At 55.0% G+C, this 22,255-nt stretch carries 18 protein-coding genes; 7 read left to right on the top strand and 11 right to left on the bottom strand.

Annotated elements, in window-relative coordinates; all coding sequences use genetic code 11:
- The first annotated feature begins 7 nt into the window (after positions 1 to 7).
- On the top strand, positions 8 to 1,696 hold the full coding sequence (gene fruA, locus ABIE29_RS13585) for a PTS fructose transporter subunit IIBC (protein WP_429619287.1): 1,689 nt from the start codon (positions 8 to 10) through the stop codon (positions 1,694 to 1,696).
- Positions 1,697 to 1,760: 64 nt separating this feature from the next.
- On the opposite strand, the gene nfo is transcribed toward fruA, so the two are convergent.
- Together nfo and ABIE29_RS13575 are read right to left on the bottom strand one after the other, a co-directional pair.
- The gene (gene nfo, locus ABIE29_RS13580; RefSeq protein WP_429619286.1) at positions 1,761 to 2,600 is read right to left on the bottom strand and encodes a deoxyribonuclease IV; all 840 of its coding nucleotides are present in this window, start codon (positions 2,598 to 2,600) and stop codon (positions 1,761 to 1,763) included.
- Positions 2,601 to 2,705: 105 nt separating this feature from the next.
- Positions 2,706 to 3,785, bottom strand: a complete 1,080-nt coding sequence (locus ABIE29_RS13575) for a YeiH family protein (RefSeq protein ID WP_429619285.1) — start codon at positions 3,783 to 3,785, stop codon at positions 2,706 to 2,708.
- 270 nt (positions 3,786 to 4,055) lie between these two features.
- On the opposite strand from ABIE29_RS13575, the gene yieE reads away from it, so the two are divergent.
- Together yieE and ABIE29_RS13565 are read left to right on the top strand one after the other, a co-directional pair.
- Positions 4,056 to 4,955, top strand: a complete 900-nt coding sequence (gene yieE, locus ABIE29_RS13570) for a DNA-binding transcriptional regulator YeiE (protein ID WP_429619284.1) — start codon at positions 4,056 to 4,058, stop codon at positions 4,953 to 4,955.
- Between the two features lie 122 nt (positions 4,956 to 5,077).
- Positions 5,078 to 6,559, top strand: a complete 1,482-nt coding sequence (locus ABIE29_RS13565; RefSeq protein WP_024528064.1) for an amino acid permease — start codon at positions 5,078 to 5,080, stop codon at positions 6,557 to 6,559.
- Positions 6,560 to 6,686: 127 nt separating this feature from the next.
- On the opposite strand, the gene ABIE29_RS13560 is transcribed toward ABIE29_RS13565, so the two are convergent.
- The 5 genes from ABIE29_RS13560 to puuR form a co-directional block, all read right to left on the bottom strand.
- Positions 6,687 to 8,672, bottom strand: a complete 1,986-nt coding sequence (locus ABIE29_RS13560) for a ligand-gated channel protein (RefSeq protein WP_429619283.1) — start codon at positions 8,670 to 8,672, stop codon at positions 6,687 to 6,689.
- A gap of 250 nt (positions 8,673 to 8,922) precedes the next feature.
- Positions 8,923 to 9,918 carry an ABC transporter permease gene (locus tag ABIE29_RS13555; RefSeq protein WP_429619282.1) on the bottom strand — a complete coding sequence of 332 codons (996 nt, stop codon included), beginning with the start codon at positions 9,916 to 9,918 and terminating at the stop codon, positions 8,923 to 8,925.
- On the bottom strand, positions 9,915 to 11,426 hold the full coding sequence (locus ABIE29_RS13550) for a sugar ABC transporter ATP-binding protein (RefSeq protein ID WP_429619281.1): 1,512 nt from the start codon (positions 11,424 to 11,426) through the stop codon (positions 9,915 to 9,917). Before ABIE29_RS13550 ends, ABIE29_RS13555 begins: the two co-directional genes overlap by 4 nt.
- Before the next feature lie 160 nt (positions 11,427 to 11,586).
- Positions 11,587 to 12,867, bottom strand: coding sequence for an NAD(P)/FAD-dependent oxidoreductase (locus ABIE29_RS13545; RefSeq protein WP_429619313.1), 1,281 nt, complete (start codon positions 12,865 to 12,867; stop codon positions 11,587 to 11,589).
- Positions 12,868 to 12,887: 20 nt separating this feature from the next.
- The gene (gene puuR, locus ABIE29_RS13540) at positions 12,888 to 13,445 is read right to left on the bottom strand and encodes an HTH-type transcriptional regulator PuuR (RefSeq protein ID WP_021805845.1); all 558 of its coding nucleotides are present in this window, start codon (positions 13,443 to 13,445) and stop codon (positions 12,888 to 12,890) included.
- A 397-nt stretch (positions 13,446 to 13,842) separates the two neighbouring features.
- Here puuR and ABIE29_RS13535 point away from each other — a divergent pair, with 397 nt between their 5' ends.
- Together ABIE29_RS13535 and ABIE29_RS13530 are read left to right on the top strand one after the other, a co-directional pair.
- On the top strand, positions 13,843 to 15,261 hold the full coding sequence (locus ABIE29_RS13535) for a glutamine synthetase family protein (protein WP_429619280.1): 1,419 nt from the start codon (positions 13,843 to 13,845) through the stop codon (positions 15,259 to 15,261).
- Positions 15,262 to 15,747: 486 nt separating this feature from the next.
- Complete coding sequence (locus tag ABIE29_RS13530; RefSeq protein WP_429619279.1) at positions 15,748 to 17,133, top strand: APC family permease; 1,386 nt, start codon at positions 15,748 to 15,750, stop codon at positions 17,131 to 17,133.
- Between the two features lie 235 nt (positions 17,134 to 17,368).
- Here the strand turns inward: ABIE29_RS13530 and sbcB are convergent, their stop codons facing one another.
- The 3 genes from sbcB to ABIE29_RS13515 all read right to left on the bottom strand — a co-directional run bounded on the left by sbcB (position 17,369) and on the right by ABIE29_RS13515 (position 19,343).
- Positions 17,369 to 18,796, bottom strand: a complete 1,428-nt coding sequence (sbcB, locus tag ABIE29_RS13525) for an exodeoxyribonuclease I (RefSeq protein ID WP_024485907.1) — start codon at positions 18,794 to 18,796, stop codon at positions 17,369 to 17,371.
- An 82-nt stretch (positions 18,797 to 18,878) separates the two neighbouring features.
- Positions 18,879 to 19,082, bottom strand: a complete 204-nt coding sequence (locus ABIE29_RS13520; RefSeq protein ID WP_429619278.1) for a DNA polymerase III subunit theta — start codon at positions 19,080 to 19,082, stop codon at positions 18,879 to 18,881.
- Between the two features lie 75 nt (positions 19,083 to 19,157).
- Positions 19,158 to 19,343 carry a hypothetical protein gene (locus tag ABIE29_RS13515; RefSeq protein WP_021805840.1) on the bottom strand — a complete coding sequence of 62 codons (186 nt, stop codon included), beginning with the start codon at positions 19,341 to 19,343 and terminating at the stop codon, positions 19,158 to 19,160.
- Positions 19,344 to 19,587: 244 nt separating this feature from the next.
- Here ABIE29_RS13515 and ABIE29_RS13510 point away from each other — a divergent pair, with 244 nt between their 5' ends.
- Positions 19,588 to 20,697, top strand: a complete 1,110-nt coding sequence (locus ABIE29_RS13510; RefSeq protein WP_429619277.1) for an SDR family oxidoreductase — start codon at positions 19,588 to 19,590, stop codon at positions 20,695 to 20,697.
- Positions 20,698 to 20,752: 55 nt separating this feature from the next.
- Here the strand turns inward: ABIE29_RS13510 and ABIE29_RS13505 are convergent, their stop codons facing one another.
- The gene (locus tag ABIE29_RS13505; protein WP_429619276.1) at positions 20,753 to 21,499 is read right to left on the bottom strand and encodes a S24 family peptidase; all 747 of its coding nucleotides are present in this window, start codon (positions 21,497 to 21,499) and stop codon (positions 20,753 to 20,755) included.
- 380 nt (positions 21,500 to 21,879) lie between these two features.
- On the opposite strand from ABIE29_RS13505, the gene tmaR reads away from it, so the two are divergent.
- Positions 21,880 to 22,197: a PTS system regulator TmaR gene (gene tmaR / locus ABIE29_RS13500; RefSeq protein WP_024528076.1), complete on the top strand. Its 318-nt coding sequence runs from the start codon at positions 21,880 to 21,882 to the stop codon at positions 22,195 to 22,197.
- Positions 22,198 to 22,255 lie beyond the last annotated feature (58 nt).

The raw sequence follows: 22,255 nt of genomic DNA, 5'->3' as shown, positions 1-22,255 counted from the left end.
AGTCAGAATGAAAACGCTGCTGATGATAGACAGTTCGCTTGGGCAGGCTCGTAGCCACCTGGCGAAACGCATGCTTGAGGCCGCTGCGGCCAAAACCGGCCTGACGCTGGTTAACACGGCCAACGAGGCTGAACTGGTGGTGGTGGCGGGTGTTGCTGCACCCGCTGACGCCGAGCTGAACGGTAAACAGGTTTATATCGGTGATGTGGAACACGCGGTGCGTGAACCCGAAGCCTTCCTGGCTGCGGCCCAGGTGCAAGCCAAACCGTATCAGGCTGCGGCCCAGACGATAGCACTGGCAAAATCTGCCGGTCCGAAACGCATTGTTGCCGTTACCGCTTGCCCAACTGGCGTTGCTCATACCTTTATGGCGGCCGAAGCCATCGAGAGCGAAGCCAAGAAACGTGGCTGGTGGGTGAAAGTGGAAACCCGTGGTTCCGTCGGTGCCGGGAATGCGATCACCCCAGAAGAAGTGGCGGCGGCCGATCTGGTGATCGTCGCGGCAGATATCGAAGTGGATCTGGACAAGTTTGCCGGCAAGCCGATGTATCGCACCTCGACCGGTTTGGCGTTGAAGAAAACCGCGCAGGAACTGGATAAGGCACAGGTAGAAGCCGAAATCTTCCAGCCGCAAAAAAGTGGCAGCACCGCAAGCTCAGGCAAGAAGAAAGAGAGCGCAGGGCCTTATCGTCACCTGCTGACCGGCGTGTCTTACATGCTGCCGATGGTGGTGGCGGGCGGTCTGTGTATCGCGCTGTCGTTCGTGTTTGGTATCAAGGCGTTTGAAGTCAAAGGGACGCTGGCTGCGGCGCTGATGCAGATCGGTAGCGATTCAGCCTTTGCGTTGATGGTACCGGTTCTGGCGGGTTACATCGCGTTCTCCATTGCGGATCGTCCCGGCCTGACGCCGGGCCTGATCGGCGGTATGTTGGCGGTTAGCACCGGTGCGGGTTTCCTCGGCGGTATTATTGCCGGTTTCCTGGCGGGCTACGTGGCCAAGGCCATCAGCGGTAAGCTGCACCTGCCACAGAGTATGGAAGCGCTCAAGCCGATCCTGATTATTCCGCTGGTTGCCAGCCTGATCACCGGTTTGATCATGATTTACGTGGTGGGCACGCCCGTCGCCAAGATCATGGTCGGCCTGACCAACTGGCTGCAATCGCTGGGCACCGCCAATGCGGTACTGCTGGGCGCGATCCTCGGTGCGATGATGTGTACCGATATGGGTGGCCCGGTTAACAAGGCGGCCTATGCCTTTGGTGTGGCGCTGTTGAGTTCTTCGGTCTACGCACCTATGGCAGCGATTATGGCTGCAGGTATGGTGCCACCGCTGGCGATGGGGGTGGCGACCATTCTGGCTCGTCGCAAGTTCGAGAAATCCGAGCAGGAAGGGGGCAAAGCCGCGTTGGTGTTGGGCCTGTGCTTTATCACTGAAGGGGCAATTCCGTTTGCCGCCCGTGATCCGATGCGCGTTCTGCCGTGCTGTATCGCCGGTGGTGCCCTGACCGGTGCGCTGTCGATGGCCTTCGGTGCAAAACTGATGGCACCACACGGTGGTCTGTTCGTGCTGTTGATCCCCGGAGCCATCTCGCCAGTGCTGCTGTATCTGTTGGCGATTGTGGCAGGTACCCTGCTGGCGGGCGTGGCCTATGCGGTCCTTAAACGCTCTGAAGCGCCGGTAGCCACGGTCGCGTAACGGCAACCACGCAATAAAAAGCCGGCATCTGAAAAATGCCGGCTTTTTTATGTCCGCAGAAAAATTACTGCTGCGCCTTCAGCCAGGCAATTTCCTCGGCCCAGATATCCGGGTTCACCGTTTCCAGGATCAGCGGGATATTATCGAAGCGCGGGTCGCGCATGATATAGCTGAACACGGTCTTACCGATATTGCCTTCACCCAGGCTGTGGTGGCGGTCAACACGGCTGCCAAACTCGCTCTTGGCATCGTTAAGATGCATACCGCGCAGGTAGTTGAAGCCTACCACCTCGCCCAGCTCTTTAAACGTCTTCTGGCAATCCTCTTCGCTACGCAGATCGTAACCGGCGGCGAAAGCGTGGCAGGTATCAATACAGACACCGACGCGGCTCTTGTCTTCTACACCGTCGATGATCGCCGCCAGATGTTCAAATTTGAACCCCAGGTTGCTGCCTTGCCCGGCGGTATTCTCGATCACGGCGGTGACGCCCTGGGTTTTATCCAGCACGATGTTGATCGACTCGGCGATCCTTGCCAGGCATTTATCCTCATCGATCTGCATCAAGTGGCTGCCCGGGTGGAAGTTCAGCAGCGTCAGCCCCAGTTGCTCACAGCGTTGCATCTCATCAAGAAACGCCTCACGGGATTTCTCCAGCGCGTCCGTTACCGGATGGCCAAGGTTAATCAGATAGCTGTCGTGCGGCAAGATTTGCCCTGGACCGTAGCCGTACTGTGCGCAGGCACTTTTAAACTTGTCTATCATGTCGGCAGGCAGTGGGGCTGCCTTCCATTGACGCTGATTTTTAGTGAACAGGGCGAATGCGGTCGCCTCTAATTCGTGTGCGCGGATCACGGCCTGATCTACGCCGCCAGAAGCGCTGACGTGTGCACCGACAAACTTCATTTTCATTCTCCTGTGTTAACGCTGCCATTATGGCATTGATAAGTGAAGGATTGAATGGCGGGGGTAAAACAAGCAGGCCCGAAAGCTCGGGCCTGAAGAGGGGGATCACAACAGGTGCTGCACCAACAGGTTGATTGCACCGCCGCCAACGATCAGCCAGACGAACAGCAGCGTCGCCAGCAGAATGGGTTTCACTCCAGCCTGACGCACCGCGCTAATGTGGGTGGTCAGACCCAAAGCGGCCATCGCCATGGCCAGCATCCAGGTGTCGATGGTGATCAGATGCTGTACCAGCGTGGCCGGGATCAGGTTGAACGAGTTCAGCCCGGCAACGGCGATAAACAACACGGCGAACCACGGAATGGTGATGGCCGATTTTTCACTCTTGCTGCCGCTACCGGCCCGGCGGCTGATATAGCCGGACAGCAACAGCAGGAACGGGGCCAGCATCATGACGCGGATCATCTTGGCAATCACCGCCGCGTTTTCCGCATCCGGGCCGATGGCATGACCAGCAGCAACCACCTGAGCCACTTCATGGATTGTCGAACCCGCGTAGATGCCGAAGGTTTCCTGCGTCAACGGCAGCCACTGGAAGTGCTCATTCAGTTGATACAGCCACGGGTAGGCAAAGATCGCCAGCGTACCAAACACCACTACGGTAGAGACAGCGACGGCAACCTTACTGGAGTCTGCCTTCAGCACCGGCTCGGTGGCCATCACGGCTGCGGCTCCGCAGATGCTGCTACCAGCACCGATCAGCATGGTGGTTTGGCTGTCGAGGCCGAACACTTTTTTACCCAACCAGCAGGCTAGCAAGAAAGTGCTGCTCAGGGTCAGGGCATCGATAATGATCCCGCTGGCCCCCACGTCGGCAATTTGCTGGAAGGTTAAACGAAAGCCATAAAGAATGATCCCCAGGCGCAGCAGCCTCTGTTTGGCCAGCTGTACGCCGGTATGGCAGCCAGGCTGCAACCAGGGATAAAGAGTGTTGCCGACCAGGATACCGCACAGGATTGCCAGCGTCAGGGCGCCTAATCCCAATCCGGCAATCCAGGGGACATTGCCCGCCCAGACCGAAAACGCGGTCAGCGCGCCGGTCAGCAGTAAGCCTGGTATCAGCCGTGGTAGTCCAAACAGGGGAAAACGCTGTTCGGGAAAGGGATGAGTGCTGTGACTCGCCATGATTATTTTGTCCTCTGCTAAATTTCTGAGTGCAATGATAAAAGCAGGTGACCTAAAAGAGAAATTGATTATATCTTTATAACTTATCGAAATAAGTGGTTTATCACCTGGACGGATCGGCTACTCTGCCAAGCCTAATCCTATAAACGTGATAACCTTATAAGGCAGGGCGGTTAGCTTATCGACGCCGTGTGGCTGATTTTCTGGCGTTTTAATTTAAATGGTTCTGTCTGACTGCTGACTAGCCATTCTCTTTATGTCGAGGCTGCTATGCATATCACTTTGCGCCAACTGGAAGTTTTTACCGAGGTGCTGAAAAGCGGATCCACCACTCAGGCCTCAGTGGTACTGGCTTTATCACAATCGGCGGTCAGCGCGGCGCTGGCCGATCTGGAAGGGCAACTGAAGGTGTTGTTGTTCGATCGCGTGGGTAAACGCCTGGTGATCAACGAACATGGCCGCTTGCTATACCCCAAAGCGCTGGCCCTGCTGGAGCAGGCTGGGGAAATAGAACAGCTATTCCTGCATGATAGCGGCGCGTTACGTATCGCCGCCAGCAGCACCATCGGCAACTATATGCTGCCAGAGATGATCGCTCACTATCGCAAAGACTTTCCGGCTACTCCGCTGGAATTGAACGTGGGGAATAGCCAGGAGGTGATTGTTGCGGTAGCCGATTTTCGTGTCGATTTAGGGTTGATCGAAGGGCCGTGCCACATGCCTGAGTTGGTCACCCAGCCGTGGCTTGAAGATGAACTGGTGGTGTTTGCCGCGCCGGATAACCCCTTGCTGCAGCAACCGGTGACCCTGGCAACGCTGGCCAGTGCCCCTTGGATCCTGCGGGAGCGGGGGTCTGGCACGCGGGAAGTGCTGGATCATCTGCTGCTGGCGCACCTGCCAAACTTCCAGTTGGTGATGGAGTTGGGCAATTCGGAAGCGATCAAGCACGCGGTACGCCACGGCATCGGCATCAGTTGCCTGTCACGTCGCGTAGTGGAAGAACAGCTGGCTAGCGGGGTGTTGGTGGAACTGAGTATCCCTCTGCCGCCATTGATGCGCACGCTGTATCTGATCCATCACCGGCAAAAACACATCTCCAATGCGCTACGGCGTTTCTTGAGCTATTGCGTTGGGCAACATCCGATCAAGATCACACAAAGTCATCATTAGGGCCGCTGCTAATAATTGGCCGTGGATTATGAAGCTATCTTATATCAGGGCAATGTTACTAGTTCGCTGGCGGGTATTTGTTACAATCCGGCCCTCATTTTTGACGAGCAGATAGGGTAAGAATGGCTCAGCAGGATATAAAAACAGCGGGGCAGCAAGCACCCGGATTACGCCGCGAGCTGAAAGCGCGGCATTTAACCATGATTGCCATTGGCGGTTCCATCGGTACCGGCCTGTTTGTTGCCTCTGGGGCAACGGTTTCCCAGGCAGGCCCAGGCGGCGCGCTACTCTCCTATGCATTGATTGGTCTGATGGTGTATTTCCTGATGACCAGCCTGGGTGAGCTGGCGGCGTTTATGCCGGTTTCAGGATCGTTTTCCACCTATGGTGCCAAGTATGTTGAAGAGGGCTTCGGCTTTGCGCTGGGCTGGAACTATTGGTACAACTGGGCGGTGACCATTGCGGTCGATCTGGTGGCGTCACAGTTGGTGATGAACTACTGGTTCCCGGACACGCCGGGCTGGATCTGGAGCGCCCTGTTCCTTGGCCTGATGTTCTTGCTTAACTACATCTCGGTCAAAGGCTTCGGTGAAGCGGAATACTGGTTCTCGCTGATCAAGGTGAGCACGGTCATTATCTTTATCGGCCTTGGCGTACTGATGATTTTCGGTATCTTGAAGGGCGGTGAAAATGCCGGTTGGCATAACTGGACGATCGGTGATGCACCGTTTGCCGGTGGCTTCTCGGCCATGATTGGCGTGGCGATGATCGTCGGCTTCTCGTTCCAGGGCACCGAACTGATCGGTATCGCGGCGGGCGAGTCGGAAGATCCGGGCAAGAACATTCCGCGCGCGGTGCGTCAGGTGTTCTGGCGTATTCTGCTGTTCTATATCTTCGCGATCCTGATCATCAGCCTGATCATTCCTTATACCGATCCAAGCCTGTTACGCAATGACGTGAAAGACATCAGCGTCAGCCCGTTCACGCTGGTATTTGAACATGCTGGCCTGCTCTCTGCGGCGGCGGTGATGAACGCGGTGATCCTGACGGCGGTACTTTCTGCGGGTAACTCCGGGATGTATGCTTCAACCCGTATGCTGTTTACGCTGGCATCGGAAGGTAAGGCACCACGCATTTTCGCCAAGCTGTCAAAAGGCGGTGTGCCGCGTAATGCGCTGTATGCTACCACCGTCGTAGCGGCGCTGTGCTTCCTCAGCTCGATGTTTGGTAATCAGTCCGTTTATCTGTGGCTGCTCAATACCTCGGGCATGACCGGCTTTATCGCCTGGTTGGGGATTGCCATCAGCCACTACCGTTTCCGTCGCGGCTATGTGATGCAAGGGAATAGCCTGAGCGATCTGCCGTATCAATCCGGTTTCTTCCCGTTGGGGCCAATGTTTGCCTTCGTGCTGTGCTTGATCATCACGCTGGGGCAGAACTATCAGGCCTTCCTGGCGGATCGTATCGACTGGTACGGCGTGACGGCAACCTACATCGGTATTCCACTGTTCCTGATTATCTGGTTCGGTTATAAGCTGACGCGCGGCACCAAAGTGGTGAAGTACAGCGAAATGGAATTCCCGAAGTGGAACCCTGACAAGTAAGCGATAAGCTCCAGGCGCGGCGGGTTACCGCCGCGTTATCTCCCCCGCAAAAATCCCCCCTAGCTAAACGCCAACCAAAAAAAGGGCCGCACGATGGCAGCCCCTTGGTACAAAGTATGTTCGGCAATCAGAAGTTGTAAGTCATGCCCACGGTATAACGACGGCCATCCAGCGTGGTGTTGAAGTGCTCGTAATCCACGGTTTTGTCCAGAATGTTGTAAACCCCACCGCTGAGCTGCAGGTTTTTCAGCGCCTGGTAACTCACCCCGGCGTCAACAAAGGTATAGGATGGCGTGCTGACCGCCATTGAGGTACGGCTCAGGTATTCCGAGGTTTTGCTGCGGAAGTTAACGCGTGACCACAGGCCGAGATCCTCCGTAGCTTGCCAATCCAGCACGCCATTGATCATGTGCTTCGGCATCTGGTTCAGCGCCTTGCCCTGGAACTCGCCGCTCTTCTGTTCAGATTCGGTAAAGGTGTAGTTGGTGCTCAGCTTCCAGTCTTCGGTGATCTGCCAGCCGGTGGTGACTTCGATACCGCGCATATTGGCTTTATCCACGTTGACGCGGTCGCTGACGAAATCATAAGGGGTGTTACCGATGGTGCAGGCCGGATCATCTGAACTATTACAGCGGCGAACTTCGGTGATCTTGTCTTTGAAATCGGTGTTGTACAGGGTGATGCCTGCGTTCAGCCCCTCCTGGTTATCCCACAGTATGCCGACTTCTTCACTGATGCTTTTCTCCGGCTTCAGATTCGGGTTACCCACGATGATGCCGTTGTTCACGCCACCGCCGGTGGCCTGGCCCCAGTTGGCAGAGGACTGGCGCAGGTCTGGCGAGCGATAACCCGCAGAAACCCCGCCTTTCACGGTCCACATCTCCGTCAGGTGCCACACGCCATACATGCGCGGTGTCCAGTGGCTGCCGTAGTTCTGATCGCGATCCATACGGATCCCGGTGGTCAGGCTGAAATCGTTGGTCAGCGCCCATTCGTCTTCGGCGAACAGCGCCCAGCTCCAGCGGGTCAACTGGTCTAAACCGTCAGCCGCTTCCAGCTGGTTGCCACTGTCACTCAGCTTCTCGTAGCGGTATTGCCCGCCGAGGTTCAGCATGTGGGAGCCAAGGTCAAATTGGGTCTGGGTGTTGAAGATGGTGTTGTACATCTTCATGTCACGCCCTGGGTTATTGGTCTCTTCCCGTTGAATGTAGCTGGTGCTGTTACCAAAGTCGTAATAACCGTTATGGGTGATCGAATAGTTATTACGGGTATACAGGTTGTCGCTGGGGTTGTTCGGCGTACAAACGCCTTTTTTGCATTTTTCCGCTGCCACGGACTTACCCGGCGTACTGTTGCGATCCTGCAGGGAACGGCCAATTTCGAAATCAAAATCGTTCTTTTCATCCGGCGTCAGGCTGAATACCGCTGTGCCGCTGCGCATACGCTGTTCGTTAAAGCCATTGGTAAAGTGGTCTTCCCCACGATGGGAGAACAGACCATTCACCCGCAGGCCAAGCAGTCCATCGATCAGCGGGCCGGAGGCGTAGGCGTTGGTCTGGTAGATATCACCGGAATCCCGGTCTTCCTGAATGGTGGCATCGCCTTGCACGGAGCCAACCCAGTCTTTAGTGGTCGAGGTTTTGCGCGTGATAATGTTGATCACCCCGCCCATGGCATCGGAGCCATAGAGTGAAGACATTGGCCCGCGAACCACTTCAATACGTTCGATAGCCTGCAATGGCGGCAACCAACCTTGCTCGATACCGGCGTTATCGCTATTAGGACGGGTGCCACGCGTATCGACACGTTTACCATCGATCAGGATCAGCGTGTATTTGGAGGACATCCCACGAATGCTGATATCACTGCTGCTGGCACCGCCGGTTACCACCACGCCCGGCACGTCTTTCAACGCATCGGTAACGTCGCGGTAGGCGCGGGTTTCCAACTGTTGGCGAGGGATCACCGAAATGGTGGCTGGCGAGTCTTGAATTCTTTGCTGGAAACCGGAGGCGGTGACCACCATGGTATCTTCAGTTTGTGCCAGTGCGCTGCCGCTGGCGAGTGATGCGAGGATTAACGCGGTCAAAGTGTTATAGCTTGGCTTTTCCATTGGGTTAAATATTCCCGTCCCGAGGTCAACAGGTTTTCCTGTTAGTTGTTTGATTTAAAAGAATATGTTTTTCACGCTACCGCGAGAATTTCCGTTTCTTGAGGAAATCGTCAGGCCATTGTAAGGAAATTGCCAGAAATGTAAATGCAAATGATAACTCGTATCATTTGTATGCTTTATCAGTAATGCATTGAAACCAGAGGAAAATGAGGGGTATAGCCCGGCGCAGCGCTGGGGTGCGCCGGGGTGATCAGCGTTTCTGGATGTAAGTGATTGCCAGTGCCAATGCCAACACCAGCCCTTTAATGATATCCATGGCGTAGTAGGGTACGGAGAGCATCACCAGGCCGTTTTGCAAGACGCCCAGGATAATCGCGCCAACCAGGGTGCCCAGAGCATTAGGTTTGCCGGAACCCGCCAGGGAGAAGCCGATATAGGCCGCCGCCACCGCATCCATCAGGTAACCGCCACCGGCGTTAACCTGTGAGGAACCGATACGTGACGCCAGCAAAATACCGCCAAGGCCCGCCAGCAGGGAGGAAAGCACGTATGCGGTAACCCTGTAACGTACCGTGCGGATACCGGAAAGCCGGGCGGCCTCCGGGTTACCGCCGATGGCATACATCCGGCGGCCATGTTTGGTCAGCGACAGGAAAAGCTGCATGATCACCGTCACCGCCAGCATAATCAGCACGATGACCGGCACCTGGCCCAGCGTGGAGAACACCTCAGGGATCACGCCTTCGGCCATATCCCCGTTTGGCAGCACCATATTCTGGGTGATGGAGCCGCCGTAGCTGTAAGTCATGGCCACGCCCTGGATAACGAACAGGCTGGCGAGCGTGGCCAGCATATCGGGGATCTTCAGCACCACGATCAACAAGGCATTGAACAGGCCGACCAGAGTACACAACAGCAGCGTCAGCACGATGGCGCCGGTAGTGCCGAAGCCGTACCAGGCAAACAGCGAGATCACCAATGCATTAGCCAGCGACGCCGTTGAGCCGACGGAGAGATCGAAACCGCCCACCGTGAGTGAAATCGACACGCCAATGGCAATCACCGTGACGATGGCGATCGAACGCAGAATGTTGATGATGTTGTTGGCATCGAGGAAATTGTCGGAGGCCAGGCCAAACAGCGCGATCAATGCGACGACGGTGAGCAACATCCCCCATTTATACAAAAATTCAAACAGCTGGTGGCGCCAGGGTAGAACGCTTTTCAGGGATAATTCTTTACTCACGCAGGAGCCCCTCCGGTGGAATACAGTAATAGGGTTTCTTCATCAATATCGGCGGCGTTGAGCTCCGCCACCACGCGGCCATCCCACAGCACGCAGATGCGATCGCACAGGCCCACCAGTTCGGAAAACTCGCCGGAAGCATAGATAATGCCTTTGCCGTCACGAGCCAAACCGTCGATCAGCCGGAACAGATCCTGTTTGGCCTTGATATCTACGCCTTTGGTCGGTTCGTCAAAGATCAGCACGTCAGCGTTGCCACGTAGCCACTTACCAATCGCCACTTTTTGCTGATTGCCGCCAGACAGGCGTGCCAGCTTTTGCTGTGGGCCGGAGGCCCGTATGCCAAGCCGTTGCATAATCTCTAACGCCCAGTGCAGTTCCTGACGGCGGCTGAACAGGCCCCAGCGGGAGAAGCTGTCATCGGCGCTGACGCTCAGGTTCATCGGGATGGCTTCGTGGATAAAAATGCCTTCCTTGCGGCGCTCTTCCGGCACCAGCGCCAGGCCTTGTTCTACCGAAAGATATGGCGAATGCGGTGCCCAGGGTTTGCCGCGCAGCTCTCCCTGCGCCAATTTACTGGGGATTGCGCCGAATAACGCTTTGCAAAGCTCGGTCTTACCTGCGCCCGCCAGCCCGGCAATGCCGAGGATCTCCCCTTGGTGCAGGGTCAAAGAGATATCACGCAGCTTATGCCGATCGTGTAATCCTTCAACCCGCAATAGTGGATGGGAGCCGTGCGGTGGGCGGGGGGCGGGGAAGATATCGTCCAGCGAATGGCCCAGCATTTTTTCGACGATCTGCTCACCGCTCAAGCCCTGCATGCTGCCTTCTCCGGCATGGCGACCGTCGCGCAGGACCGTCAAATGGTCGCAGACGGTTTTCAATTCGTGGATGCGGTGGGAAATAAATACGATGCCGATACCTTCGGCGCGCAGGCGGTGCACGATGTGGAACAGGCGTTCGCTCTCGGCGCTGTCCAGCGGAGCAGTTGGCTCATCAAGCACCAGAAAACGGCAGCGGTGGGATAGCGCCCGGGCCAGCAGCACCTGCTGTTTCTCCGCCAACGTACAGGCTTCCAGGCGTTGGCGTGGGTTGATATTCAGCCCAAGCTGCTGCAACAGCGCGGCGGCCTGGCGATGCAACTGCCGCCAGTTCAGCACATGGCCCGGCAGATTGAGCCAGTCCAACATGATGTTTTCCGCAACGGACAACGTGGGGATCAGCGCCACATCCACCTCCTGCTGTACCACCTGGATCCCGTGTTGGCGTGCCTGTAGCGGCGAATGAATCTCGACCTTTTGGCCGTCGATAAAAATTTCACCCTGATAATGGTTATGAGCACCGGAGAGGATGCCCATCAGTGTGGACTTACCCGCACCGTTGGCCCCCACCAGCGCATGGGTCGAACCGCCTTGCAGCGTAAAATCGACGTTTTGCAGTGCGTTGAACCCGGCAAAGGCGATGGAGATATTGCGCATCTCCAGGCGTGAAGCGGTGTTGGTCGGCATAGTTTGGCTGAAGACACTGAGCCCCTCGTGTTTCAAATCGCGGCTAGTGGCGGCAATATGAAATTCATTTGGATGTATAGACGGCTAAAGAAACTCTTTTTTAACACGAATTGCCATTTTTGCAACATGCAAAATGGCATAACGCAGATAAAAAGCGGGATCAGAACCCTAAGCGATCGCGCAGGGCGTAGTAGGCGGCACCCAGGGCGGTAAATGGCACCTGTAAATGGCGGCCACCGAAGAATGGCAAATGGGGGAGTTGGGCGAAAGCATCAAAGCGTTCCGCATCGCCGCGCAGCACTTCGGCAATCAGTTTGCCTGCCAGATGCGTCAAGGTTACGCCGTGGCCGCTGTCGCCTTGCAGGTAATAGACGTTGTTCTCCAGCCGGCCAAACTGCGGCATGCGCGACAGGGTCAGCAGGAAATTGCCGGTCCAGCGGTAATCGATACGCACCTTCTTCAACTGCGGGAAGGTTTTGAGCATCAAGGGCCGGATCCTGGCGTCGATATCCGCTGGTTCCTGTGCGCCATAGACCACGCCACCACCGTATAACAAACGGTTGTCCGCCGTCAGGCGGAAGTAATCGAGCAGATAGTTGCAGTCTTCAACGCAGTAATTATCCGGCAACAGGGAAAGGGCCATATCCGCAGATAAAGGCTCGGTGGCGATGATTTGCGAGCCGCAGGGCATGCTCATTTGGCCGAGGCGGGGTTCCAGCTTTTCCCCCAGATAGGCATTGCCTGCCAGGATCACCAGGCTGGCGCTGACGGAGCCAAGAGCGGTGTGTAGCTTGGCGGGTTGGCCGTAATCGATATGGGTGACCGCCGATTGTTCAAACAGCCGGCCGCCGTGGCGGCGTACCGCTTCGGCCTCGCCCAGCGCCAGATTTAACGGATGGAGATGGCCACCTTGGCGATCCAGCAGCCCTCCGACATAGCGTTCGCTGGCAACGGTGCGCCGCATGGCTTCCCCGTCCAGCAGTTCCAGTTGCTGGTGGCCATAACGTTGCCAATGCGCCATTTTTTCTGTTAACGCGCTGAATTGCCTGTTACTTAAGGCGGCAGAAACCGCTCCGGGGCGATAGTCGCAGGCGATGGCGTAGCGATCGATACGCTGGCGAATGATCTCTGCGCCTTCAAACATCATGCTGCCGAGCATCGCCGCGGTCTGCTGGCCGTAGCGAGCCTCGATCACATCGATATCGCGACTGTAGGAGTTCACCACCTGCCCACCGTTGCGCCCACTGGCTCCCCAACCGATGCGGGCGGCTTCCAGCACCACTACGTCGTAACCGGCTTCGATCAGATGCAAGGCGCTGGAAAGGCCGCTAAAACCGCCACCGACAATGCAGACATCGCAGCGGATAGCCTCGTTCAACTGGGGATAAGGAGCATGAGGGTTAGCACTGGCGGCATAATAGCTGGCAACATGTTCCATAATCACTCCTCCGGCGGTTCTTGTCAGAAGGTGGTTGGGGTATGCGCGCTGACGATCTTGCAAACGCGCGTTGAGGTATTGCTGAAGCTATGGGGCATACCGGTGTTGATGGCATAGCTCTGGCCAGCGGTCAGCAGATAGGTTTGGCCGTTGACCGTCAGCATGATCTCCCCTTCAAGCAGCGTGCCGATCTCTTCGCCCTGATGCTTGATCTTCTCGCCGGTGGTGGTACCAGGTTGATAGGTCTCCAGCATCATGGCGAGGCTGCGGGTAGGGCTACCGTTATGCACCAGCTTCATCGAAACGCCTTGGCTGCCGATCTCGATCAGATCGTCCGGCTCGATCACCACTTTGGGCTCATCTGGCCGTTCAGGTTCAGCAAAAAATTCAGACAGTGATAGCCCATAGACCTTCAGCAGCTTCTGCAGCGTACTAATGGCAGGGCTGACTTTGTCCTGCTCAATGGTGCTGATGGCACTGTGGGTTAATCCGGACAGTTCGGCGACCCTGCGCTGTGACAAACCCAAGTGTTGACGGATCTGCGACAGGCGCTTGCCTGGTGCCAAGCTGACTTCGCTCATAACGGTAGTTCCTTTTGGTAGGAGCGACAGGTTGGGATCACACCCGGAGCCGGGTACCTGTCTGAGTGATATCGAAACCCCATGATATCGGTAGTTGGGCGGCCATTGGAAAATATATTGCCCATGTTTCCCCCTGGTCTGGCGGAAAAAATTCGGTACCAACAAAGCGCAAACAACGCCTTTTCGGTCAATATTTTATCAATTTAGCAGCACCTGGCGAATAATCAAACGCCATTGTAACATTTGCAAACCATTTATGTTAAAGCTATGTTTCATATTATGGATGTTATTTTGAGCGCCAGCCTGTGGCGCACTCTACAGAGAAATCAAACCATGTGTTAAGTCAATCGGCAAGCGGATGCGAAGGCATTCCCAAGAGCACAACGGCAGGTGATGTATGCAAACCAATAGCGCAGTAGTGGAAGATTTTGCACAGCATAGTGAAGAAAGGCGAAGTAGCGCGTTCCAAAGTGAGGTTGCTCACTATTTGGAACGCCATCCTGCCACGCAGTATATCGATATCCTTCTCACCGATCTCAATGGTTCCTTCCGCGGTAAACGCATTCCCGTCTCCGGGTTGAAAAAAGTTGAAAAAGGCTGCTATTTCCCCGCCTCGGTGTTCGCTATGGACATTTTGGGCAATGTGGTCGAAGAGGCCGGGTTGGGGCAGGAACTGGGCGAGCCGGATCGTATCTGCATGCCCGTGCCCGGTACGCTGACGCCGTCGGCGGCGGATCCGCAACACATTGGTCAGGTGCTGCTGACCATGCTGGATGAAGATGGTACTCCCTTTGACGTTGAACCCCGCAACGTACTGAACCGAATATGGCAGGCGTTGCGCCAGCGCGGACTGTTCCCGGTGGTAGCGGTAGAGCTGGAGTTTTATCTCATCGATCGACAGCGAGACTCGGCAGGTTATCTGCAACCGCCGTGCACACCGGGTACCCAGGAACGCAACGTACAGAGCCAGGTCTATTCGCTGGATAACCTCAACCATTTTGCCGGGGTGCTCAACGACATCGACATGTTGGCACAGATGCAAGGGCTACCGGCGGATGGCGCAGTGGCTGAGGCTTCCCCCGGCCAGTTTGAGGTGAACCTGAATCACACCGACAACGTGCTGCAAGCCTGCGATCATGCGCTGGCGCTGAAGCGGTTGGTGCGTCAGGTGGCCGAACATCACCATATGCACGCCACCTTTATGGCAAAACCTTATGAGGATTACGCGGGGAGTGGCATGCATGTCCATCTCAGCGTGGTAGACAGTGCGGGAAAAAACCTGTTTGCCGAAGCGGATGGCGAAGACTCGCTGCTGCTCAAGCGGACATTGGCCGGGATGATCGCTTTGATGCCTGCATCAATGGCGGTGTTGGCACCCAACGTGAATGCGTTCCGCCGTTTCCAGCCGGGGATGTATGTGCCGATCCAGGCGTCCTGGGGGCATAACAACCGTACCGTGGCGTTGCGCATTCCCTGTGGCGATGCGCAGAACCACCGTGTGGAGTACCGCGTTGCCGGTGCCGACGCCAACCCCTATCTGGTGGTGGCGACGATCCTGGCGGGGATGCTGTACGGGCTAGACACCGAATTGCCGCTGCCTGAGCCGGTGACCGGCAACGGTTTGCAGCAGGAGGGGCTAGCGTTCCCGATCCGCCAAAGCGATGCCCTATACGAATTTGAACATCAGCACGAACTGAAGCACTACCTGGGTGAACGTTTCTCACAGGTTTATCACGCCTGCAAAATGGGTGAACTGACGCAGTTTGAACGGTTGGTGACGGAAACCGAGATCGACTGGATGCTGAAAAATGCCTGATGTCAGGCACCCTGATGGCGGGGAAAGGCGTTTTTCCTGATATTAAGCAAAAGAATTTGTATTAGAAGGTTTCAGCATCTTGTCTTTCTGTGATCTTATGGCAAAATACGCGAAATGCAGATAGCCGACGTTTTAACGCGTCGGTTATTTTTTTTGCATTATGTTTTACCAACGTGCGTTTCATACATCAAGCGAGGCCGGACATCGAGCCGGATAGATAAACAGGTTCGTCGCGATCAACCAAAACTTTATGGTCGTGACTCATGAGGATAAGAATGATGGGGCAATTTTTCACCTTGGCACCGGTGCCCGCCGGTTTCCGTTGCGGTCGCAGCGATTATGGAGCAACACTGGCTATTGCGCCTAGTTATCCAGCTTCCCTCATCCCCCTTTTAGAATTCAGTCGCACGTTGCGAAGTTTCCCCGCAACCTTGAGTCTTGGCGTGTCTATTATCCGCAAGGCTGAAGGTAAGGGGGGGCTGCGCGATGTCCGATAACATCATCACCGCCACCGCTACCGCCGCACCAGCTGCCGGCCAACGCGCCCAACTGCGTAAAACACTGACTTTAGTCCCGGTCGTCATGATGGGTCTGGCCTATTTGCAGCCCATGACCATCTTTGACACCTTCGGCATCGTCTCCGGCCTGACCGACGGTCACGTCGCGACCGCGTACGCCTTTGCTCTGCTGGCGATCCTGTTTACCGCCCTGAGCTATGGCAAACTGGTGAAGAAATTCCCTTCCGCCGGTTCTGCCTATACCTATGCCCAGAAAGCCATCAGCCCGCACGTCGGCTTTATGGTGGGTTGGTCATCACTGCTGGACTACCTGTTCATGCCGATGATCAACATCCTGCTGGCAAAAATTTACCTGGAAGCCATTTTCCCAGGTGTGCCTTCGTGGATCTTCGTTGCGGCACTGGTTGCCTTGATGACGGCGTTCAACCTGCGTGGCATCAAGCTGGTAGCCAACCTGAACTCCATTATCGTGGTGGTACAGGTGGCAATCATGATCGTGTTCCTGGGCCTGGTGATTAACGGTATCTCTCACGGTGAGGGTGCCGGTACGCTGGTGAGCAGCCGTCCGTTCTGGTCTGACAACGCGCACGTGGTGCCGATGATCACCGGTGCGACCATTCTGTGCTTCTCGTTCCTCGGCTTTGACGGCATCAGTTCGTTATCCGAAGAAACCAAAGATGCAGAAAGCGTGATCCCGAAAGCCATCTTCCTGACGGCCTTGATCGGTGGCGTTATCTTTATCGTGGTGTCGTACTTCGTGCAGCTGTACTTCCCGGATATCTCGCGCTTCAAAGATCCTGACGCATCACAGCCGGAAATCATGCTGTATGTGGCTGGCAAGTTCTTCCAGTCGGTGATCCTGGTGTTCTCCTGCGTAACCGTACTGGCTTCCGGTATGGCCTCTCACGCAGGTGTTTCACGCCTGATGTACGTCATGGGCCGTGATGGTGTATTCCCGGAGCGTTTCTTCGGTTATGTGCATCCAAAATGGCGTACCCCGGCGCTGAACGTGCTGCTGGTTGGTGCGATTGCGCTGTCTGCCGTTTCGTTCGATCTGGTCACGGCTACGGCCCTGATCAACTTTGGCGCTCTGATCGCGTTCACCTTCGTTAACCTGTCGGTGATCTCGCAGTTCTACATTCGCGAAAAACGTAACCGTACGCTGAAAGACAACTTCAACTACCTGATCCTGCCGGTGATGGGGGCGTTAACCGTCGGTGCATTGTGGGTCAACCTGGAAGTCAGTTCGATGACGCTGGGTCTGGTCTGGGCGGCGATTGGCCTGTTGTATCTGGCGTTTGTCACCCGCAGCTTCAGCCTGCCGGTGCCACAGGCAAACGAAGACGTGGCTTAATCCACTCGTCTGCCTCACGATAGCAAAAAGGGTTCCACATGTTGGAACCCTTTTTATTTGCTTGAAGAAATGTAATGCCGTTCAGTGAGAAGGTGCATTAAGGCCCCCCCAACCCCTGGGAGAGTTAGGTGTAGAAGTTATTTGGTAACCAGGTTGATGTAAAGGATGAGTACTGCCGTTAAGTATGTAGCACGTTCAGTCCCCTCTCCCTTTGGGAGAGGGTTAGGGTGAGGGGCTATCCCACCAACTGCTTACCGTAATCAAACAGCGCCTTCAGCAACGCCATCTTCTCTTTATCTCCTTCGTGCAGGTTGTACAGCGACTCCAGCTGCAAGATATAGCTCTGCACCCGTTCGGCACTCAGCACCTCCTGGCGGTGCTGCAACCAGCGGCGTTGCTCGGCGTCGTCCAGCGTATTGGGGTAGTTACGGGCCCGGAAGCGGAACAGTAGCTCTTTCATCCGGCCATCGCTGAAGGTCAAATCCAGCGCGGGTAAATTCTGCGGTTTGGTTTGCTGAATGATCCTCATCGCCGCTTTGTCGGCATCGCTGAAGAAACCGTCATACAGTTTGGCATCCACATCATCGTTCGGGGTGAAAGGAGCGGCTTCGGCAAATATGGCTACCACTTTTTCACGGATCTCCGGGTGCTGGCGCAGCACCTTCAGATTATCCAGACACGCCTGACGATCGATGCCTAGCCTGTCTGCGTTTTCTGGCAGCAACGTCTTGGCTGGAGCCAGCACCGGGCATTTATTGATATGCACCAGCTTGATCGGCACTGGGGCCTGATCGGCTGCCAATTGATCGCGGCGGGTGTAGAGGCGTTCACGCAGCTCGTCAGCATTCAGCTCCAGCAGCGGGGTAATATCCCCTGCCAGATCGCACATAATCACCGCATTTTTATTGTCTGGGTGCCAGGCCAGCGGTGAAACCCAACTGGTGTTACCCCGTGCCGCGCCAAACATGCCGGAAACGTGCATTAATGGCGTCATTTCCGCGACGTCGATCAGCGCATTGAGCTTGTGTTTATTGCGGTGCTGCAACAGGTAGTCAAATAACCTTGGCTGCGCCTGTTTGACCAGCTTGGCCATGGCAATGGTGGCATGGACATCGGACATCGCATCGTGAGCGTGCTCGTGTTCAACGCCGTTGGCACGCGTCAGATGTTCCAGACGGAAACTGGGGAAGCCATCTTCGTTTTCTGGCCAGATGATGCCTTCCGGGCGCAGGGCGTAGCAGGCACGCATCACGTCCAGCAGATCCCAGCGCGAATTGCCGTTTTGCCAGCTGTAGGCATAAGGGTCGTAGAAGCTGCGGTAAAAGATGTTGCGGCTGACTTCATCGTCAAAGCGGATATTGTTGTAACCCAGAATGCAGGTGCCAGGGACGCTGAACGCTTCATGAATACGGCGGGCAAACTCGGCCTCGTTAACGCCTTTGGCCAGCGCCTCTTGTGGCGTGATGCCGGTGATCATCACCGCTTCGGGGTCGGGCAGGTAGTCATCGGCTGGCGCACAGTAAAACACCTGCGGTTCTTCGATAATGTTGAAATCCATATCGGTACGCACCCCGGCAAACTGCGCCGGGCGGTCCATTGACGGGCTTTTGCCGAAGGTTTCGTAGTCGTGGATGTAGAATGTGGCCGGTGCCTTGCTGCTCAAAGTCGCATCTCTTGTTGGCGTAGGGAATAGCCCTATTGTAACGGCGCGATCACCGATGCCAAGTATTGGTTAATGCTTAACGTTAAATTGAGTGGCGCTGCGCAGTGCGATAGAAGTTCAGCCGTTGCTGAAAGTAGCCGCGTAGATGTGTGGGGACGTGCGTTTCGGCGCTTTCCCACTCGGCGGCGTAGCCGTAGCGTTCGCTATAAATAACTCTTAGTGCCAGCAAATCGGTTTGGATCTTTTCACGTTCTTGCTGGGGTAGGCCATCCAGTGGTCGTGGCATGTCTTTCTCCCTATTCGATAGCGCATAATATGAGGCTAAAGAGAATTTGTCGCTACCTCATTCTGGGCAGAACTTTCACAGGGCCTGTGCCAGAGTGGGATGGTGCTTTACTGGCTTGATGCTCATCGCTTGTTCTTGCTGGCCATGATCGTGCTGATGATCCAGAGATTTAGCATAGGTATACAGACCGCTAATCAGAGCCAGCCAGAATAGCGTGCAAACGGTCAATACAGCCAGCCAGACTTTTTGGTTGTAGCTCATGATGGCTCCTAAAAAGCGTATGGGATTAATCTCGTTAATTAAATCAGAGATAACATAAATGCTAATTAAACAAACGGAATAAAAGATGCGCTGAGCTGTTGCTAATTGCCTGTGAGTGCTTCGGAATATTCCTTAATGCAATATTAAGAGGAGTGGTTACGTAATCAGTTAATTTCTATTTACTTCTGGTTTATAAATATAGGAATACACTCCACTTCATTCAATGAAAATGTAGGTGTGTAAGATGAAAACGTTACTGTTGACTGGGGCGACTGGCTTTCTCGGTGGTGCGGTACTTGAAAAGTTACTGACAGAAAATCAAAAAGTTAATTATCTATTATTGGTGCGTGCGGAAACCGAAGAGCAGGGCTTGAACCGTATTTTCACTAATATGGAAAAGTTCAATATAGATAAAAACATTCTGAGTAAGCTGACGGTAAAGAATATTTTACTGGGTGACTTAAGCGAGCCTGAATACTTTTTGTCTGACGCCCGTATTAACAAGGTAACTCATGTCGTTAACTGTGCCGCGGTGGCGTCATTTGGTAATAACCCACTTATTTGGAAGGTTAACGTTGAAGGCACGCTGGCATTTGCGCAGCGAATGGCTCAGGTGGTTGGATTAAAACGTTTTCTGCATGTGGGCACGGCAATGTCTTGCGCACCTCAGGTGGGTTCGTTGGTGGCAGAAAGCGCCGAGTTTGAGGAAACAGCCGAACACTTGGTGGAATATACCCGCTCCAAATCGACCATCGAGCAACTGATGAGGCAAACCTGCCCACAGCTGCCGCTGGTGATCGCCCGGCCTTCGATTGTGGTGGGGCATACGCAGTTGGGTTGCAAACCCTCCAGCAGTATTTTCTGGGTGTTTAGCATGGCGTTGATGCTGCGTAAGTTTATGTGTTCACTGCAAGATAGTATCGATGTGATCCCGGTGGACTATTGCGCCGATGCGTTAGTGATGCTGCTTGACCGCGATAGCCTGGATAACGATGTTTACCATATCTCTGCGGGGGAGGAGAGCAGCGTCAGTTTTGCGGACATCGATCATGCCATCGCCGCCGCGCTAGAAGAGCCACCGGTGGGCGATCGCTATGCGCAGGTCAGCTACGAAGCCCTGTTGCAAATGCGCAAACAGCTGAAGGATATCTTCGGGCCGTGCAATGAGCGCCTGATGCTGAAAGCGATGCGCCTGTACGGCTCCTTTGCCATGCTGAACGTGCGCTTTAGCAATGAACAAATCCTCAAGCTGGGCATGCCTAAACCGCCACGCTTTACCGACTATATCGGCCGTTGTGTGCAATCGACTCGTGGGCTGTCGATACCGCAGCAAATGGCGGTGGATTTCAAATAGCGGCTGGTTGGTTCGTTACGTAATGGCCCCGCATGCAACGCCCGAACCCAGGATCTTACCAGGAGGAAGATGACCAGAATACCCGGCCCAGCACCACCAGTTGGTCTTTGCGCTGTGGATAGCTGAGCCGTTCATCCTGGTACTCTTCCCGGTTCAGAGAACGGATGACCACGCCACCGTCTGGTTGCTCGATCAGGATCTTGACCCGTAACAGATTGCCGTGGCGGATCGCATAGGTTTTCCCTTCGCGGATGCGGGTATCGGCAGTATTGATACCCACCACATCGCCATCCTGCAATCGGGGTTCCATGCTGGAGCCGGAGATGCGGATAATACGTGCCGCATTCACTGGCACCCCCATCTTGTGCAGATAGTAGCGGCGGAAAATCAGCGAGAACTCTTCGCTATCGACAATTTCGTAGCAACCGTCACCGGCGGAGAAATCGATATCCAGCAATGGGATCTCCACAAATTCTTCCTTGTCCTGTTCGGTATCTTCCCATACCACGGGTTTGAGCCGGGCCGGTTGGAAATCCGATTCGGCCGCCACGTTGGCAAACGGCTGTTCCAGCGCCTTCTCATGGAATACATCGAACCAGCCTTTGGGCAAGCCGAGTTTGGCCTCAATGCGTCTGGCGAGGTTGTCGCCCAGGTTGCGGGAGGATTTTTCACCGGTGATCTGGCTTAGCGTTGGCGCAGAAGATCCCACCAGGATAGCGAACTCATTCTGGTTGGTGCCTTGCCGGGCGTAACGTGCCATCAGATCGCGCAGGTTGTTGCGCCTGATTTCTTTGGTTTCCATGCGCCGATGGTCTCATTCTTTAGCAAAAAGGTAAATCCTTCACCGCTAAAATCTTTAGCAGCCACTTGACCCAGCCCTGCAACCAGAAAACATCTTTCAACAGCTTGTGTTGTATGTCAGCCTGAAATAAAGGGGGTGGTGGATATTAAGCATATGTCCGAATATATCATGCGAGTGGGCGAACTGCTCAAGGTCTGTACGGCCAACGGGCGTGAATAGTGGCTCAGATCATGAAGCAGGCGCATCGGGATAGGGTCAAGGCGCTAAAGTGGGTAAGATAGGGCAATGACAGTTGTGTCTGACGGCCACAACCCTGTATCTTGGTATCACTGTGGCCGCAAGCAAATGAATCTGTGTATTACTAAAGCAAGGGTATAAAGATGGATAATGCAAATAAGCCGAGTTTCCAGGACGTTCTGGAGTTTGTGCGTATGTTCCGCCGTAAAAACAAGCTACAGCGTGAAATTGTCGACAACGAAAAGAAAATTCGTGATAACCAGAAGCGTGTGCTGCTGCTCGACAACCTGAGCGAGTACATCAAGCCGGGCATGAGCATTGAAGACATTCAGGGCATCATCGCCAACATGCGCGGTGACTATGAAGATCGCGTTGATGATTACATCATCAAAAATGCCGATCTGTCGAAAGAACGCCGCGACCTGTCCAAAAAGCTGAAAGCGATGGGCGAAGTGAAATAATTCGCGTCAAGCAGGGCTGGGGATCTCCCGGCCCTGTTCTTTTCTGGGACGCAGAGTC

The organism is Serratia sp. 2723, assembly GCF_050434425.1.
Classification (GTDB): Bacteria; Pseudomonadota; Gammaproteobacteria; order Enterobacterales; family Enterobacteriaceae; genus Chania.
This window is presented reverse-complemented; position numbering and strand designations above follow the sequence as displayed.